Raw genomic sequence first — 14581 nt, forward strand, 5'->3', positions numbered from 1 at the left:
CCCGGGGACGCCCCCGGGCGGACGGGACGATGGGTGCGGCCGGTGAGCCCGCCGCCGCCGTCCCCGCGCCGCCCCGGAAGAGGCCCCCGTGAAGCGCAGCCCGCACCTGGCCACCACCGGCGCGATCTACGTGTACTTCGCCGTCTACGGCTCGGCCGTCATCGCGATCTCGCAGAGCTCCGCCCACCTCCAGCAGCAGTGGGGCGCGACCGAGGGCCAGGTCCTGCAGGCCGTCGCGGGCGTGGGCGTCGGCAAGGTCGTCGGGCCCCTGTTCGCCGGGTTCCTGTCCGACCGGTTCGGCCGTCGGCCCTCGGTGGTGACGGGCCTGGTGCTGGTGGGCGCGTTCCTCGGCGCGCTGCTGGTCAGCCCGACGTGGCAGGCCGGGTTCGCCCTCGCGGTGCTGTTCGGGCTCGCCAACGCCGTGGGGGACACCGGCAGCTACCCGACGCTGATGGAGGCGTTCCCGGCGCGGGCCGGGACCGCGAACGTCCTGGCGAAGGCGGCGATCGCCGTCGGCCAGCTGGTGCTGCCGCTCGCGGTGACGGCCACCGCCGCGGCGGGTCTGGCGTGGGGCACGCCGTTCGCGGTGCTGCTGGCGGTCGTCGCGGTGCTGGTCGCCGTGCAGCTGCGGGCGCGGTTCCCGGACCGCCCGGTCCCGGACCGGGACGGCCCGCCGCGCGCGTCCGCGGCGGTGCCGTCGGCGGACGGACCCGACCTGTTCGTCTCGGACGTCGTGTACAGCCCCGCGCGCACCGCGTTCCTCGAGCAGGCGGAGGCCGCGGGCTGCCGCACCATGAACGGACTGGGCATGATGCTCCACCAGGGCGCGGCCGCGTTCGAGCTCTGGACGGGGCAGCCCATGCCCGTCGACCACGTGCGCGCCGAGCTGTTCGGCTGAGGAGGACCACCCCCATGACCAGCACCACCGCACCCGCGCCGCAGCCCGTCGTCGTCCGCGGCACCACGATCGGCTCCGGCCGACCCAAGGTGATCGTCCCGCTCACGGGCGCGACCGTCGACGAGCTCCGCACCCAGGCCGCGGCGGTCGTCGCGGCCGGCCCCGACGTCGTCGAGTGGCGGATCGACCACCTGGACGCCGGCTCGGCGACACCCGAGGCCGCCGCGACCGCCGCGCGGGCCCTGCGCACCGCGCTCGGCGACCTGCCGCTGCTCGCCACCACCCGCACCACCGCCGAGGGCGGGCTCGCCGACGTCACCGACGACGCCTATGCGGCCGGGTACCGCGCCGTCCTGGCGACGGGTGCCGTGGACCTGCTGGACGTCGAGGTGATGCGCGGCGAGGCGTGCGTGCGCGCGCTGGTCGACCTCGCGCACGAGGCCGGCGTCGCGGTCGTCGCGTCGAACCACGACTTCGACGCGACCCCCGCGCGCGAGGAGATCGTCCGCCGGCTGCTGCTCATGGCCGACCGCGGCGCGGACGTGCTGAAGATCGCCGTCATGCCGCAGGACCCGGGCGACGTGCTCACCCTGCTCGCCGCCACCTGGGAGACGTCGCAGCGCACCGGTCGCCCGCTCATCACCATGTCGATGGCCGGCACGGGCGTGGCCTCGCGGATCGCCGGCGGGGTGTTCGGGTCGGCGGCGACGTTCGGCATGGTCGGGCGCGCGTCCGCCCCCGGGCAGGTCGAGGTCGAGGCGCTGCGCGCGGCGCTGGACCTGGTGCACGGGGCCTGAGCGCGCCGCACCCCCACGAGGTGCGGCGGGTCCGCGGGGGCGGGCCCGCCGCGCCGCCGGCTGCTCAGCGGGCGCGGGCCGCCAGCGCCGCGGCGTAGAGCTCCCGCTTCGGGACCCCCGCGACCTGCGCGATCTCCGCGACAGCCTCCTTGAGCCGCTCCCCGGCGTCGACCCGGGCCAGCACCTCGGCGACCAGCTCGGCCGTCGACGCGACCTCCCGCGCGGGCGCCCCGGCGACCACCACGGCGATCTCCCCGCGGACCTCCCCCGCCGCGGCCCACGCGGCGAGCGCCCCGAGGCCGTCGCGCACGACCTCCTCGTAGGTCTTCGTGAGCTCGCGGCAGACCGCCGCCGGCCGGTCCGCGCCGAACGCGGTCGCCATGTCCGCGAGCGTCTGCGCCAGCCGGTGCGGCGCCTCGAAGAACACCATCGTCCGGGGCTCGCGGTCCAGCGCGGTCAGGCTGCGCAGCCGCTCGCCGGGCTTGCGGGGCGGGAAGCCCTCGAAGCAGAACCGGTCCGTCGGCAGCCCGGACAGGGCGAGCGCGGTCAGCACCGCGCTCGGACCGGGGGCCGCGGTGACGTCCAGCCCCGCCTCGACCGCCGCGGACACCACCCGGAACCCCGGGTCGGACACCGCGGGCATCCCCGCGTCCGTCACGACCAGCACCGTGCCGCCGCCCGCGACGACCGCCAGCAGCTCCGGCGTGCTCGCCGCCTCGTTGTGCTCGTGGTGGCTGATGACGCGCCCGCCGATCGTGACGCCCATCCGGGCCGCCAGCGCCCGCAGCCGCCGCGTGTCCTCCGCCGCGACCACGTCCGCCTCGGCGATCAGCCGCCGCAGCCGCGGCGAGGCGTCCTCGACGTCGCCGATCGGGGTCGCCGCCAGGACGAGCCGCCCGCTGCCGGAAGGAGAGGAGGAGTTCACGCGCCCACCCTGCCACCTCCCCGCCCCCTGCCCCGCGCAACCCCCTCCCCCGTCCCACCTGCCCCGCGCCGACGAGCGGTCACGACACGCGAGCGCGCGCCTCTCGCGTCCAGCGTGTCGTGACCCCTCGTGCTCCGGGAGGGGCGGGTGGGAGGGGAAGCGCAGGCGGCGCGCCTACGATGGCGGGCGTGCCGCAGCCCGATCCGACCGCCGAGCCCGAGGCGCGCGACGTCGGCACCGGCAGCGGCGCGCACGCGGCGCACGCCCCGGCCGAGGCTGCCGCGCTGACCGTCCCCGACTCCCCCGACCCGGACCGCGCGGACGACCCCGGCCTGTCCACCCACGACCGCCTGCTGGTCCACCTCCTCGGTGCGCGCACCCTGCTGCTCGGCGCCACCCGCCGTGCGCGGGTCACGGGCTGGCTGTGGCCGCTCGCCGTGACGCTGCTGGGCGGCGTGCTGCGGTTCTGGCAGCTCGGCCGCCCCCACGAGCTCGTGTTCGACGAGACCTACTACGTCAAGCAGGCGTACTCGCTGCTCGTGCAGGGGTACGAGGGCCAGTGGGCCGAGGGCGCGAACGACCTGTTCGTCGCCGGCGACGACTCCGCGCTGCGCCTGGCCCCCGAGTACGTGGTGCACCCGCCGGTCGGGAAGCTGCTGATCGCGCTGGGCATGCAGCTCGGCGGGGGGTTCGAGTCGTCGACGGCCTGGCGGCTCGCCTCGGCGGTCGCGGGCACGCTCGCGGTGCTGATGGTGGCGCGGATCGGGCGGCGGCTGTTCGCCTCGACGGCGCTGGGCACGGTCGCTGGCCTGCTGATGGCCGTCGACGGCGAGGCGATCGTGCACTCGCGCACGGGCCTGCTGGACAACTTCGTCATGGTGTTCGCCCTCGCCGCGTTCGGCGCCCTGCTGCTGGACCGCGACCAGGCGCGTCGACGCCTGGCGTCCCGGACCGCCGCGGTGCTGGACTCCGGAGCGGCGCTCGACCTCGGGCCCGGACTGGGCTGGCGGTGGTGGCGGTTCGCGGCGGCGGTGCTGCTCGGGCTGTGCGTCGGGACCAAGTGGTCGGGGCTGTACTTCATCGCGGTGTTCGGGCTGCTGTCCGTGGCCTGGGACGCGACGGCCCGACGGTCCGTCGGCGTGCGGTCCTGGGCGCTGGCCGCGCTGGTGAAGGACGCGGTCCCGGCGGGCGTCGTCGTCGTCGGGACGGCCGCGCTCACCTACCTCGCGTCGTGGTGGTCGTGGTTCACGCACCCGGGGGCGTACCAGCGTCAGTGGGCGGTCGAGCACCCGGGCGAGGGCGTCGGGTGGCTGCCGCCGGCCCTGCGGTCGCTGTGGCACTACCACCAGCAGATGTGGCACTTCCACACGACGCTCACCTCCGAGCACGCCTACCAGGCGCACCCGCTCGGCTGGATCGTGCAGTGGCGGCCCACGTCGTTCTACTACCCGAAGTCGGTCTCGACGCTGACCGGCGAGGCCGCCCAGCAGGCGTGCGGGTCGGACGCCTGCTCCCAGGCGATCACCTCGCTCGGCAACCCGGTGCTGTGGTGGCTCGGGGCCGCGTCGCTGCTGTTCGCGGTGGTGTGGCTCCTGGTGCGGCGCGACTGGCGCGCGGGGGCGGTGCTGTCGGGCGTCGTCGCCGGCTGGCTGCCCTGGTTCGCGTACGCCCACCGGACGATCTTCACGTTCTACTCGATCGCGTTCACGCCGTGGGTCGTGCTCGCGCTGGTGCTGGTGCTCGCGCTCCTCGTGCAGAGCCGCGACCCGGTGCAGCGCCGCCGGGGCATCGTCGTCGCGACCGCGGTCGTGGTGGTCGTCGTGGCCGTGAGCGCGTTCTTCTACCCGATCTGGACCGCGTGGGTCGTGCCCTACGACGTCTGGCACCTGCACATGTGGTCGCCGTCCTGGATCTGACCCCCGGACGGGGGCGTCAGCCGAGGTCGACGTGCCAGTCGACCTGCGGGCTGGGGTACCAGGCGAGGCCCTCGGCGTCCCAGTAGGGCCCGTGCCCCGCGACGCGCGCGGCGAAGTCGTCCCAGTCCCGCCGCTCCTTCGGGGTCCACGCGACCTCGGCGACCGCCGCGAGGCGCGGCAGCAGCATCGTCATCAGGTCGTCGATGCTGCGCAGGGTCTCGGTCCACACGGTCGCCTCGACCCCGATCACCGAGCCCTCCGGCAGCCCGGGCACCAGCGTCGTGGGCTCCCACTCGTAGGCGTCCCGCAGCTCGATGTGCCCGGCCCACTCGAGGCCGAGCGCGGTGTCCGCGTCGTACTTCATGTCGAGGTACGCCCGCGAGCCCGGGGACATCAGCAGCCGGGCGCCCGCCTTCGCCGCCGCGACCAGCGGCGCCGGGTCCATCCGGGTGTCCCAGTACTGCACGACCGTGCCGGGCTCGAGCGGGGTCGTGGCGATCTCCTGCCAGCCGACGACCTGCTTGCCGGCCGCCCGCACCGCGTCGCTCGCCATCGCGACCAGGCGCGCATACTCCTCGCGCTCCATCGTCAGGACCTCGTCGCCGCCGATGTGCACGTACTCCCCGGGCGTCACCGCGGCCACGTCGCCGAACACGTCGCGCAGGAACGGCTCGGTCGCCGGCAGGTCCGCGTGCAGCCGGCTGAACCCGACCTCGATGCCGGTGTAGGCCTCGGTGGGCTCCCCCGACGGGGTGAGCTCGCCGTACGCGTGCAGCGCCGCGTTGACGTGGCCCGGCACGTCGATCTCGGGGACCACCCGCACCCCGCGGGCCTGCGCGTACGCGACCAGCGCCGAGAACTCCTCGGTCGTGAACCAGCCACCCGGGTCCCCGTCGACCGCGGTGCCGCCGGACCGCGCCGCCAGCTCGGGCCGCGACGGCAGGTCGAGGCGCCAGCCCTGGTCGTCCGAGAGGTGCAGGTGCAGCACGTTCATCTTGTACGCGGACATCAGCTGCACGACCACCCGCAGGTCGTCGGGCCCGAAGAAGTGCCGCGCCACGTCGACCGACAGCCCCCGCCACGCGTGCACGGGCTCGTCGTCCACGTGCACCGGCCACGCCGCGAACGTGCCCTCGTGCGGGCGCAGCACCTGGTGCAGCGTCGCCAGCCCGCACATCAGCCCGTCCGGCGACCCGGCGACGACCTCGACCAGGTCGGTCACCACGTCCAGGCGGTACGCCTCCGCGGCCATCGACCCGTCGACGCGCAGGGCGACGTCCCCGGGCTGCGTCGGCTCGGCGACGTCGCGGTACCGGACCTCCACCGTCGTGCCGGACACCCGGCTGAGCGCCTCGGCGGCGAGCACGCCGAGCGAGACCTCCGCCGGGCTGGTGCCCACGGTCACCGTGGTGGACGCCGTGACGACGAACGGGGCCCCCGCGCGCTCCTCGACCAGCCGCGGTGCCGGCACGAGACGCAGGGGGGTGGACGGAGCGGGCACGACGGTCCTTCCGGCAGCGGGGCACGTCCGGGGCGCAGCACGCTCCGGCCCCCCGCTGCTCAGTGTGCCCTGTCACCAGCGCCTGTGGCAGCGACTCGCGGATCCGATTCGTCCGGTTCGGCGGAGACCGGCGTGATCCGCGGCGGCCCGACCGGAGCCGCCGGTGCTCAGCGCACCGGGGCGGGAACGGCGTCCGGGTCGGTGGCCGCGAGGCGGCGGGCGAGCACCGCGCACGCGGCGAGCTGCAGCTGGTGGAACACGATCACGGGCAGCGCGACACCGGCCGCCGCGACGGGGCCGAACAGCACCGACGCCATCGGCAGACCCGTGGCGAGGCTCTTCTTCGACCCGCACATCAGCAGCGCGATCCGGTCGCCGCGGCTGAGCCGGAGCAGGCGCCCCCCGGACCAGGTGAGGGACAGCATCGCGGCGAGCAGCACCACGCAGACCCCGACGAGCACCGCGAGCACGCCGACGGTCAACCCGTCCCAGACCCCCGAGCGCGCCGCCTCGGAGACGGACGTGTACGCGACCAGCAGGATCGTGCTGCGGTCGGTGGTCCGGGTGAGCCACTTCCGGGAGCGGACCCAGTCGCCGATGAACGGCTGGGCGACCTGCCCGAGCACGAACGGCAGCAGCAGCTGCAGCAGCGTCGCCCCGGCGGAGCCTCCCACCGGCCCGCCCGCGCGGGACATCAGCACGCCGACCAGCAGCGGGGTGAGCACGATGCCGAGCACGTTCGACACCGTCGCCCCGGTGATCGCCCCGGCGACGTTGCCGCGCGCGATCGAGGTGAAGACCACCGACGACTGGATGGTCGAGGGCAGCAGGGACAGGTAGAGCAGGCCGGTCTGCAGGTCCTCCGGCAGCACCGAACCGGGCAGCAGCTGCACCGCGAGCCCGAGCACGGGGAACACCAGGTACGTGGAGGCGAGCATCCCGCCCTGGAGGCGGAGGTTGCGCAGGCCGTCCCAGATCTCCCGGGTCGCCATCCGCGCCCCGTAGAGGAAGAACAGCAGGACGACCGCGGCGGTGGTCACGTGGTCCAGCGCCGCGGCGAACCCGCCACCGGCCGGCACGAGCAGCCCCAGCACGAACACCGCGACGATCATCACGACCAGCGGGTCGACCCAGGTGGTCACGGCGGTGCGGGCCCGGGTCCACCCGCCGGGTCGGGAGGCGGACGCGTCAGGCACCGGGTCATTCTGCCACCGGGGCCGGCGCGGCCCGTCCGGTGCTCAGCCCACGGGCAGCACGTCGTACACCAGGTGCGCGAACTGCCCGTAGCGCTGCACGTCCCGGAGCCGCAGCCGGTCGGGGCCGACGCGGCGCGGCAGCACGGGCGCCCCGCCGGTCAGCGCAGCGGGCGCCACGCTGAGCTGCACCTCGTCGAGGGCGCCCACGTCGAGCAGCTGCCCCGCGAGGTCCCCGCCCCCGACGACCCACGCGTCGCGATCTCCCGCGGCCTCCCGGATGGTCGGCAGCGCGTCCCGGACGTCGCCCCGCACGAACCGCACGTCGGCGCCCGCGGGCACCGGCAGGTCCCGGGTGGTGAAGACGTAGTAGGGGCGGTCGCCGTAGTACGCGGGCCACTTCTCCGGGTGCGCGACGAGGTCCTCCTCCCGCAGCACCCACTCGTAGGTCGTCGACCCGGAGATCAGCACCCCGATGCCGGCGAGGAAGGCGTCGTGGTCGGGCACCTGCTGCGCGTCGACCGCGAACAACCAGGCGAGCGAGCTGTCCTCGTCCGCGATGTACCCGCTGAGCGACGTCGCCGTGTTGTAGATCATCCGCATGACGTCATCGTGCACCCGACCACCGACACCGCCCCGGGACGCCCTCCGGCGTGCATGACGAAGGCCCGGGACCGTCCGGTCCCGGGCCTTCGACGTGCGGGGTGGAGCTGAGGGGAATCGAACCCCTGACCTTCTCATTGCGAACGAGACGCGCTACCAACTGCGCCACAGCCCCTTGAAGCGGTGATCAGCCTAGCACCCGTCGAGGGGTGGTCACGACACCGCCCGCGCGGCCCTACTCGCCGGCGGCACGACGGCGGGCGAGCACCGCGTCGAGGTCGATCGACCCCGTCGTCTCCGGCGCGACGGGCGCGGTCGCGGTCGCGGTCGCGGTCGCGGTGGCCTCGGCGACGGGCGCCGGGGCCGCCTCGGGGGCGGCCGGGGTCGGAGCCGAGGCGGTCGTGGGCCGGGCGTCCTCGGGGATCGCGGACGACGCCGCGGGGGCCGTCGTCGCGGCGGCCTCGTCACGGTCCGCGACGGAGCGCCGGGCGGGCGCGCCCAGCGTCGACCCCTCGACCTCGCCGAGCGGCACGGGGTCGCGCCGGGGCGCGGGCGCCTTGGTCGTGTAGGTGGGGGCCGGCACCGCGACCGGCGACCAGGTGTCGCCCTCGCGGCCACCGTCCCGCAGGCGGGCGGACGTGCGCGCCGGGAGGTCCGCGCGGACGCGCGTGATCGCCTGCGTGTCGTCGATCGAGGGCCGGACGGCGCGACCCGCGGCGCCCTGGCGTCCCGGACGCGCGGCCCGCTCGCGCAGCGGCGCGGTCGCCTCGGCGATCCGGCGCTCCCACTCGACCTCGGCGGCCTGGCCCTGCAGCACGGCGCGACGGCCCAGGCCGAGCACGCCCGCGAGCAGCACGGTCGGCACGACGCCGGCGACGATCCCGAGCGCGGTCACGCCGACGACGACCCAGCCGACGACGGAGAGCACCGCGAGGCCGGCGGCGAGCGCGCCCCGGCGACGCGCGGCGGCCCCGCGACGTGCCGAGGCGGCGGCGTGCGCGGCGTGCAGCTGCGCGGCGCGGCGGGTGGCGTCGGCGCCGACCCTGTCCTGGGTCCCGTGCGGTCGGTCCACGTCCGTGGCCCCCCTGTCCGTTCGAGCGATCCGGTTCCCGGTTCCCGGGGTGAGCAGCCCGACCCGCTTGTCCACCGGGCCGCAGTCCGTCCGGATCCCCCGGTTCACGTCGACCCGCCTCCGCCGTCGCGACCCGTCCGGGCCGGTCACGGCGAGCACGCGCAACGCGTCGGAGAACCTGTCGTCGGTCCGCGACTCGAGCAGCTGCTGCCGGTGCCGCAGCTTGTGCGGCACCAGGTACGCGATCCACAGGCCGACCACCACGAGGGTGGCCGGGCCGGCGAATTCGTACACTCCACGACGGTAGGTGCGGTGCGGCCGGTGCTCCCGGACCCGTCGCGGCGTGTCGAGCGGCACACCGGAGTGAAATCACACGGTTGTGATTCAGGTGCGCCGCGCCCAGGGTGCCACACGGCGCCGCGCGCCGGGACCGAGGCAGCCCTTCGACCTGCGCGACAGCGCCTCAGACGCCCCGGGAGCGCGCCGCGTGCCAGCGGTCCAGCAGCCCGCCGCGGACCTCCTCGGCGGTCAGCGCGAACGTGCGGTGGTCGCACCACCGGCCCTGGATGTGCAGGTAGCGCTCCCGCAGGCCCTCGTCGCGGAACCCGAGCTTCTCGACGACGCGCAGCGACGGCCCGTTCTCCGGCCGGATGTTGACCTCCACCCGGTGCAGCCCGAGGGTCCCGAAGCAGTGGTCCGTCGCCAGCGCCACGGCGGTGGGCGTGACCCCCCGGCCGGCGACGTGCTCGGACACCCAGTAGCCGATCGACGCCGAGTACAACGAGCCGTACGTGATGCCCGAGACCGTGAGCTGGCCGACGAGCTCGCCGTCGACCTCGATCGCGAACGGCAGCGACGTGCCCGTCCGCGCCTGCCGGTCCAGCGTGCGCACGAACTGCCCGAACGTCGGCCGCCGTCCCGTCACCGCCTCCGGCGCCGTCGCGTCCCACGGCTCCAGCCACGCGGCGTTCACCGCACGCAGCCGCATCCACGCGACCTCGTCCGCGCGCCGCAGCGGCCGCAGCCGCACCGGCGCGTCGACCAGCGTCACCGGCCACCCGCGCGGCATCAGCGCTCCAGCACGAGGCAGTGGACGACCTGCCCCGCCACGACCGCGCCGTCCTGCTCGCCGACCACGGCCAGCGCGTTCGCGTGCGCGAGCCCCGCGATCGACGAGGCGGACGGGTCGCCGACCGGGGTGACCCGGTAGCCCTCGCTCGGCGAGCCGACGACCGCCGCGGGCACGAACTGCCGCACCCCCTCCGGGGACGGCCAGCCGACGTCCGCGCGCGCGGCCACCGACGGCCGGAAGAGGTCCGTGTGCCCGGCCATCGCCCGCAGGGCCGGCCGCACGAACACCTCGAACGCCACCTGCGCCGCCACCGGGTGCCCGGGCAGCGCGAAGAACGGCACCGCCCCGGAGCCACCGCCGACCGTGCCGAACCCGTGCCGGAACCCGGGCGCCATCGCGACCTGGTCGAACCGGACCGTGCCCAGCGGCGCGAGCACGTCGGACAGCGTGTCGTGCTGGGACTCCGACAGCCCGCCGGTGGTCACGACGACGTCCGCACGGACCAGCTGGTCCTCGAGCGCCTCGCTCAGCACCGCGCGGTCGTCGGTGACCACGCCGACCCGCACCGCCGTCGCGCCCGCGTCCCGCACGGCCGCCTCGAGCGCGTGGCCCGCCGACTCGTAGACCCCGCCGTCGCGCCGGGGAGCGCCCGGCTCCGCGAGCTCCGACCCGATCGAGACGATCACCACCCGCGGCGCCGGGTGCACCCGCAGCCGACCGCGGCCGGTCGCCGCCGCCACCGCGAGCTGCCGCGCCCCGAGCCGGGTCCCCGCCGCCAGCACCACCGACCCCGCCCGGGAGTCGGACCCGGCGGCCCGCACGTGCTCGCCCGGGGCCGGCACCCGATGGAGCGCGACACGCACGGCACCCCGGTCCGTGTCCTCGGCCGGGACCACCGCGTCCGCACCCGCCGGCAGCGGGCCGCCCGAGGCGATGCGCACCGCCTGGCCGGGCGCGAGCCGGATCGCGACCGGGTCGCCCGCCTGCACGTCGTGCGCCACCGGCAGCACCAGGGCCCGCGCCGGGTCGCCGCCGCGCAGGTCGCCGGTCGCCACCGCGTACCCGTCCCGGGCCGCGACCGGCGCCGGGGGCACGTCGACCGGTGCGGTCACGTCCTCGGCGAGGATGCAGCCCGGGGCGTCCGAGAGGACGACGTCGAGCGGGGCGACGGGGCCGACCGCGGACAGCACCGCCGCGAGCTGGTCCTGGACGGATCTCATGGCGGCATTCTGCCCGCGGGCGGCTCAGCGGCGCGCACGCAGCGCCGCGCGTCGGTCGCGCAGCAGGTCCGGGGCCCGCGGTACCGCCGGAGGTGTGACGTGGACCGGTGGTCCTACCCGGGGCCGCGCGGATCGGGGAGGATGGGGGTCATGAGCGCCGCTGCCCAGCCGTACCCGCACGTGTCCGACGGCAGCGAGTCGACCGAGGTGAAGGACGAGTTCCGGGCGCTGCTGCGGGCCGCCCGCCAGGCCCGCTCCCCGCGCCGGCGCGCCGAGGCCGCGGCCGCCCTGGTCGACGTGGTGGGGACGATCCCCGCGCTCGACGGCGCGACGTGCGTCGCCGCCTACTGCGCGCGCCCCACCGAGCCGGACACCGGACCGCTGCTCGACGCACTCGCCGCGCGCGGGGTCGAGGTGCTGCTCCCGGTGCTCGGCGCCGGGCTGCAGCGCGAGTGGGCCCGGTACGCCGGTCGGGACGACCTCCGGCAGCGCGCGCCCGGCCGGCCGCCCGAGCCGTCCACCCCCGCGCTCGGCGCCGACGCGCTCGCCGAGGCCGACGTGATCCTCGCCCCCGCGCTCGCCGTCGACACCGCCGGCACGCGGCTCGGCCAGGGCGGCGGCTGGTACGACCGCGCGCTCGGCTTCGCCCGGCCGGGGACGCCGGTGATCGCCCTGGTGTTCGCCGAGGAGCTCTACGACGCCGCCGTGCACCCGCTGCCGCGCGAGGCGCACGACCGCACGGTCGACCTGGTGGCGACCCCCGAGCGGTGGCTGCGCCTCGGGTCCTGACGCCCGCCCGGCGGACGCGCGCGACGGGAATAGCCGGAGGCCGCGTATCCTTGGCACTCGGACGAGGAGAGTGCCAGGGACGCGGAGCCCCCGCGGTGCCCGGCTCGCCACCCACCAGCAGCTCACGTCACCGCGGGAGACAGCAGTGCCCACCTACGCCTACACCTGCACCGAGTGCGGCCACGCCTTCGACATCCACCAGTCGTTCAGCGACGCGGCGCTCACCGAGTGCCCCGCCTGCGGCGGCCGGCTGCGCAAGGTGTTCTCCTCCGTCGGGGTCGTCTTCAAGGGCTCGGGCTTCTACCGCAACGACTCCCGGTCGACGACCACCTCGTCCACCGGCGCCACCCCGGCGTCCAGCGGCGCGGGCTCGAGCACGACCTCCTCGACCGGGTCGTCCTCGTCCGGCTCCTCCGCCACGACGTCGAGCAGCAGCACGCCCTCGACCCCCGCGGCCGCGCCGAGCAGCACGGCAGCGAAGCCCGCCGCGGGCTGACCCCCCGCCCGCCGCTCGATCACGCGGCGGCGAGCCCTCCACAGGCACCACGCCCGCGCGTCGTCCCCAGGACGGACGGCGGCCGGCGGCACGGACGTCGCGGTCGGCCTAGCGTCGCGGCCATGCCCCTTCCCGCTCACGGTCCCCGACCAGCAGGCCCGGCCCGGCGCCGGCTGCGGGTCCTGGCCTGGCGCGCCCGCTACCCGCTCGCCGCGGTCTGCGCCGGGCTCGCGGTCGTCCTCGCGACCGAGCGGCTGCGACCGCCCGACCCGCCGTCGGGCACGGTGACCGTCGCCGCGCGCGACCTCGCACCCGGGACGCCGCTGACGGCCGCCGACGTCGCCGTGCGGACCGTTCCCGTCGCCCTCGTCCCGGGCACCGGCCCGCCGCTCGACCCGACGGACCTCGAGGGGCGGCGGCTCGTGGTCGCCGTCCCGGCGGGCCTGGTCCTCGCGGCCGAGCTGCTGGTGGACGACAGCTCGGCGCCGCCGGCCGGCACCGTCGTGGTCCCCGTGCGGTTCGCGGACGCCGGGGTCGCCGCGGTCCTGCGGCCCGGGACGCGCGTCGACGTCGTCGCCGCCGCGCTGGTCGACGGCGGCGCGCCGGAACGGCTGGCCCGGGGCGCCCTCGTCCTCCCGACACCGACGGCCGACGGCGGCGCGGGCGGCGGCGGAGCGGACGGCGGACCCGGGTCCGGCGGCGGGCTGCTGGGCACCGGGGCGACGGCCGACGCCGGTCCCGTGCTGCTGGCGGTGACGCCCGACGAGGCCGTCCTCCTCGGCGGGTCGGCGTCCTCCCGCGCGCTCGGTCCGGTCATCGTGGGATGATGCGGACATTTCGGAGCTCGAGACCGGGGGCATGGACATGAGTGACGCACTGAACAAGGGCCTGCGGGGCGCCACCGACCGGGCTCGCGGGCTCGCCGGGGTGTTCCAGGGGTTCAAGGACTTCATCTCGCGCGGGAACGCGATCGAGCTGGCGGTCGGTGTGGTCATCGGCGCCGCGTTCACCGGCGTCGTCACCGCCCTGCAGACGGGCTTCATCGCCCCGCTGATCGCGATGATCTTCGGCAAGCCGGACATCAGCACGATCTGGCAGATCGGCCCCGCCGGCGAGGCGCAGATCAGCGTCGGGCTCATCCTCAACGCCCTGCTGCAGTTCCTCATCACCGCGGCGGCGGTCTACTTCTTCATCGTCCTGCCGCTCAACAAGCTGGCCGAGCGGCGCAAGCGCGGCATCGAGGCCGAGCCCGCGCGGCCCTCCGAGGACATCCTGCTGCTCCAGGAGATCCGCGACCTGCTCGCCTCCCAGTCCAGCCCCGCGCTGCGCCAGGACACCGGACAGACGCCCACCACGGGCCGGCACGGTGCGGGCGGCACCCCGGACGTGCCGCCGCCGGCCGTCTGACGCGCGCACCCGCCTCGGCTGCGGGGACGGTGGGAGGATGGGGCCCGTGAGCACGCCCTCCCCCGCCCCGCAGCCCCGCGACGCCGCCCCGGCACCGGCCCCGGCCGCGCGTCCGGTGGACGACACCCCGCTGATCCCCGGCCGCAGCGCGGACGACTCGGACGCCGGCTGGGGCGACGACCGGTCGGACTCCAACGACGACCGCCTGCTCCGGGACGTGCCCCCGCACTGGTGACCCCGGCGCCGAGCGCCGCGGGCCACCCCCGCGTCGACCGCCGCCGACCACCCCGCCCACCGGCCCCCCGCCGGCCCCTCGGACCCGCCCCGCGCCGCCGCCTGCCCACCCCGCGCCGCCCTCGCCTGCCCGCCCCGCGCCGCCCTCGTCTGCCCGCCGCGCCGCTCGCGCCTGCCCGCCCCACGGACGCCGAGATAGGACCGTTGCGCCGAGACAGGTCCGCGGGGCGCCCTACCTCGGCGCGACGGTCCTATCTCGACGTCATCGGTCGCCGCGGGGCGTCCGACCGCGGCGCGACGGTCCTATCTCGGCGTCATCGGTCGCCGCGGGGCGTCCGACTGCGGCGCGACGGTCCTGTCTCGGCGCTGTCGGTCGCCGCGGGGCGTCCCCGCTCGGCTCGGCGGTCCTGTCGCGGCGTCGTCGGGCGGCGTGGGGCGTCGTGCCTCGGGCCGGAGGG

At 76.5% G+C, this 14581-nt stretch carries 15 protein-coding genes, 1 tRNA gene and 1 pseudogene; 8 read left to right on the top strand and 9 right to left on the bottom strand.

The window, feature by feature from the left end:
- Positions 1 to 88 precede the first annotated feature (88 nt).
- Together ACFVXN_RS10340 and aroD are read left to right on the top strand one after the other, a co-directional pair.
- Complete coding sequence (locus ACFVXN_RS10340; protein ID WP_389231354.1) at positions 89 to 898, top strand: MFS transporter; 810 nt, start codon at positions 89 to 91, stop codon at positions 896 to 898.
- Positions 899 to 912: 14 nt separating this feature from the next.
- Positions 913 to 1695 (top strand): type I 3-dehydroquinate dehydratase, encoded by a 783-nt coding sequence (aroD, locus tag ACFVXN_RS10345; RefSeq protein WP_389231357.1) that lies wholly within the window; start codon positions 913 to 915, stop codon positions 1693 to 1695.
- A gap of 64 nt (positions 1696 to 1759) precedes the next feature.
- On the opposite strand, the gene rsmI is transcribed toward aroD, so the two are convergent.
- On the bottom strand, positions 1760 to 2620 hold the full coding sequence (gene rsmI / locus ACFVXN_RS10350; RefSeq protein WP_389231360.1) for a 16S rRNA (cytidine(1402)-2'-O)-methyltransferase: 861 nt from the start codon (positions 2618 to 2620) through the stop codon (positions 1760 to 1762).
- Between the two features lie 179 nt (positions 2621 to 2799).
- Between rsmI and ACFVXN_RS10355 the strand changes: the two genes are divergently transcribed.
- Positions 2800 to 4536 carry a dolichyl-phosphate-mannose--protein mannosyltransferase gene (locus ACFVXN_RS10355; protein ID WP_389231363.1) on the top strand — a complete coding sequence of 579 codons (1737 nt, stop codon included), beginning with the start codon at positions 2800 to 2802 and terminating at the stop codon, positions 4534 to 4536.
- A 16-nt stretch (positions 4537 to 4552) separates the two neighbouring features.
- Here the strand turns inward: ACFVXN_RS10355 and ACFVXN_RS10360 are convergent, their stop codons facing one another.
- The 7 genes from ACFVXN_RS10360 to glp all read right to left on the bottom strand — a co-directional run bounded on the left by ACFVXN_RS10360 (position 4553) and on the right by glp (position 11197).
- Positions 4553 to 6037 (bottom strand): family 20 glycosylhydrolase, encoded by a 1485-nt coding sequence (locus ACFVXN_RS10360; protein ID WP_389231366.1) that lies wholly within the window; start codon positions 6035 to 6037, stop codon positions 4553 to 4555.
- 167 nt (positions 6038 to 6204) lie between these two features.
- Positions 6205 to 7233 carry a bile acid:sodium symporter family protein gene (locus tag ACFVXN_RS10365; RefSeq protein ID WP_389231369.1) on the bottom strand — a complete coding sequence of 343 codons (1029 nt, stop codon included), beginning with the start codon at positions 7231 to 7233 and terminating at the stop codon, positions 6205 to 6207.
- A gap of 42 nt (positions 7234 to 7275) precedes the next feature.
- Entirely contained in the window at positions 7276 to 7833 is a 558-nt protein-coding gene (locus ACFVXN_RS10370; RefSeq protein ID WP_389232586.1) for a dihydrofolate reductase family protein, read from the bottom strand.
- A 102-nt stretch (positions 7834 to 7935) separates the two neighbouring features.
- Positions 7936 to 8008 (bottom strand) — tRNA-Ala (locus ACFVXN_RS10375).
- 60 nt (positions 8009 to 8068) lie between these two features.
- Complete coding sequence (locus tag ACFVXN_RS10380) at positions 8069 to 9199, bottom strand: hypothetical protein (protein WP_389231372.1); 1131 nt, start codon at positions 9197 to 9199, stop codon at positions 8069 to 8071.
- A gap of 169 nt (positions 9200 to 9368) precedes the next feature.
- Positions 9369 to 9974 (bottom strand): GNAT family N-acetyltransferase, encoded by a 606-nt coding sequence (locus ACFVXN_RS10385; protein ID WP_389231376.1) that lies wholly within the window; start codon positions 9972 to 9974, stop codon positions 9369 to 9371.
- Entirely contained in the window at positions 9974 to 11197 is a 1224-nt protein-coding gene (gene glp, locus ACFVXN_RS10390) for a gephyrin-like molybdotransferase Glp (protein WP_389231379.1), read from the bottom strand. The genes ACFVXN_RS10385 and glp overlap by 1 nt, the downstream gene beginning before the upstream one ends.
- 150 nt (positions 11198 to 11347) lie before the next feature.
- Between glp and ACFVXN_RS10395 the strand changes: the two genes are divergently transcribed.
- Together ACFVXN_RS10395 and ACFVXN_RS10400 are read left to right on the top strand one after the other, a co-directional pair.
- Positions 11348 to 11986 carry a 5-formyltetrahydrofolate cyclo-ligase gene (locus ACFVXN_RS10395; RefSeq protein ID WP_389231382.1) on the top strand — a complete coding sequence of 213 codons (639 nt, stop codon included), beginning with the start codon at positions 11348 to 11350 and terminating at the stop codon, positions 11984 to 11986.
- Between the two features lie 145 nt (positions 11987 to 12131).
- Positions 12132 to 12224: pseudogene (locus ACFVXN_RS10400) on the top strand (FmdB family zinc ribbon protein); the annotation flags it as partial.
- A 62-nt stretch (positions 12225 to 12286) separates the two neighbouring features.
- On the opposite strand, the gene ACFVXN_RS10405 reads toward ACFVXN_RS10400, so the two are convergent.
- Entirely contained in the window at positions 12287 to 12505 is a 219-nt protein-coding gene (locus ACFVXN_RS10405; RefSeq protein WP_389232637.1) for a hypothetical protein, read from the bottom strand.
- A 99-nt stretch (positions 12506 to 12604) separates the two neighbouring features.
- On the opposite strand from ACFVXN_RS10405, the gene ACFVXN_RS10410 reads away from it, so the two are divergent.
- Genes ACFVXN_RS10410 through ACFVXN_RS10420 form a run of 3 tightly spaced genes read left to right on the top strand, consistent with a single transcriptional unit; the run spans position 12605 to position 14124 of the window.
- A complete protein-coding gene (locus ACFVXN_RS10410) occupies positions 12605 to 13309 on the top strand; it encodes an SAF domain-containing protein (RefSeq protein WP_389231385.1) in 705 nt (234 codons plus the stop codon).
- Positions 13310 to 13346: 37 nt separating this feature from the next.
- Positions 13347 to 13889, top strand: coding sequence for a large conductance mechanosensitive channel protein MscL (mscL, locus tag ACFVXN_RS10415; RefSeq protein WP_389231388.1), 543 nt, complete (start codon positions 13347 to 13349; stop codon positions 13887 to 13889).
- Positions 13890 to 13935: 46 nt separating this feature from the next.
- On the top strand, positions 13936 to 14124 hold the full coding sequence (locus tag ACFVXN_RS10420; protein WP_389231391.1) for a hypothetical protein: 189 nt from the start codon (positions 13936 to 13938) through the stop codon (positions 14122 to 14124).
- The last annotated feature ends 457 nt before the right edge of the window (positions 14125 to 14581 follow it).

This window comes from Cellulomonas sp. NPDC058312, from assembly GCF_042880135.1.
GTDB lineage: Bacteria > Actinomycetota > Actinomycetes > Actinomycetales > Cellulomonadaceae > Cellulomonas.

Coding starts and splice junctions, on each gene's coding strand:
- aroD (WP_389231357.1), top strand. CDS start 913: ATGACCAGCACCACCGCACCCGCGCCGCAGCCCGTCGTCGTCCGCGGC.
- ACFVXN_RS10355 (WP_389231363.1), top strand. CDS start 2,800: ATGGCGGGCGTGCCGCAGCCCGATCCGACCGCCGAGCCCGAGGCGCGC.
- ACFVXN_RS10370 (WP_389232586.1), bottom strand. CDS start 7,833: ATGCGGATGATCTACAACACGGCGACGTCGCTCAGCGGGTACATCGCG.
- ACFVXN_RS10385 (WP_389231376.1), bottom strand. CDS start 9,974: ATGCCGCGCGGGTGGCCGGTGACGCTGGTCGACGCGCCGGTGCGGCTG.
- glp (WP_389231379.1), bottom strand. CDS start 11,197: ATGAGATCCGTCCAGGACCAGCTCGCGGCGGTGCTGTCCGCGGTCGGC.
- ACFVXN_RS10395 (WP_389231382.1), top strand. CDS start 11,348: ATGAGCGCCGCTGCCCAGCCGTACCCGCACGTGTCCGACGGCAGCGAG.
- ACFVXN_RS10410 (WP_389231385.1), top strand. CDS start 12,605: ATGCCCCTTCCCGCTCACGGTCCCCGACCAGCAGGCCCGGCCCGGCGC.
- mscL (WP_389231388.1), top strand. CDS start 13,347: ATGAGTGACGCACTGAACAAGGGCCTGCGGGGCGCCACCGACCGGGCT.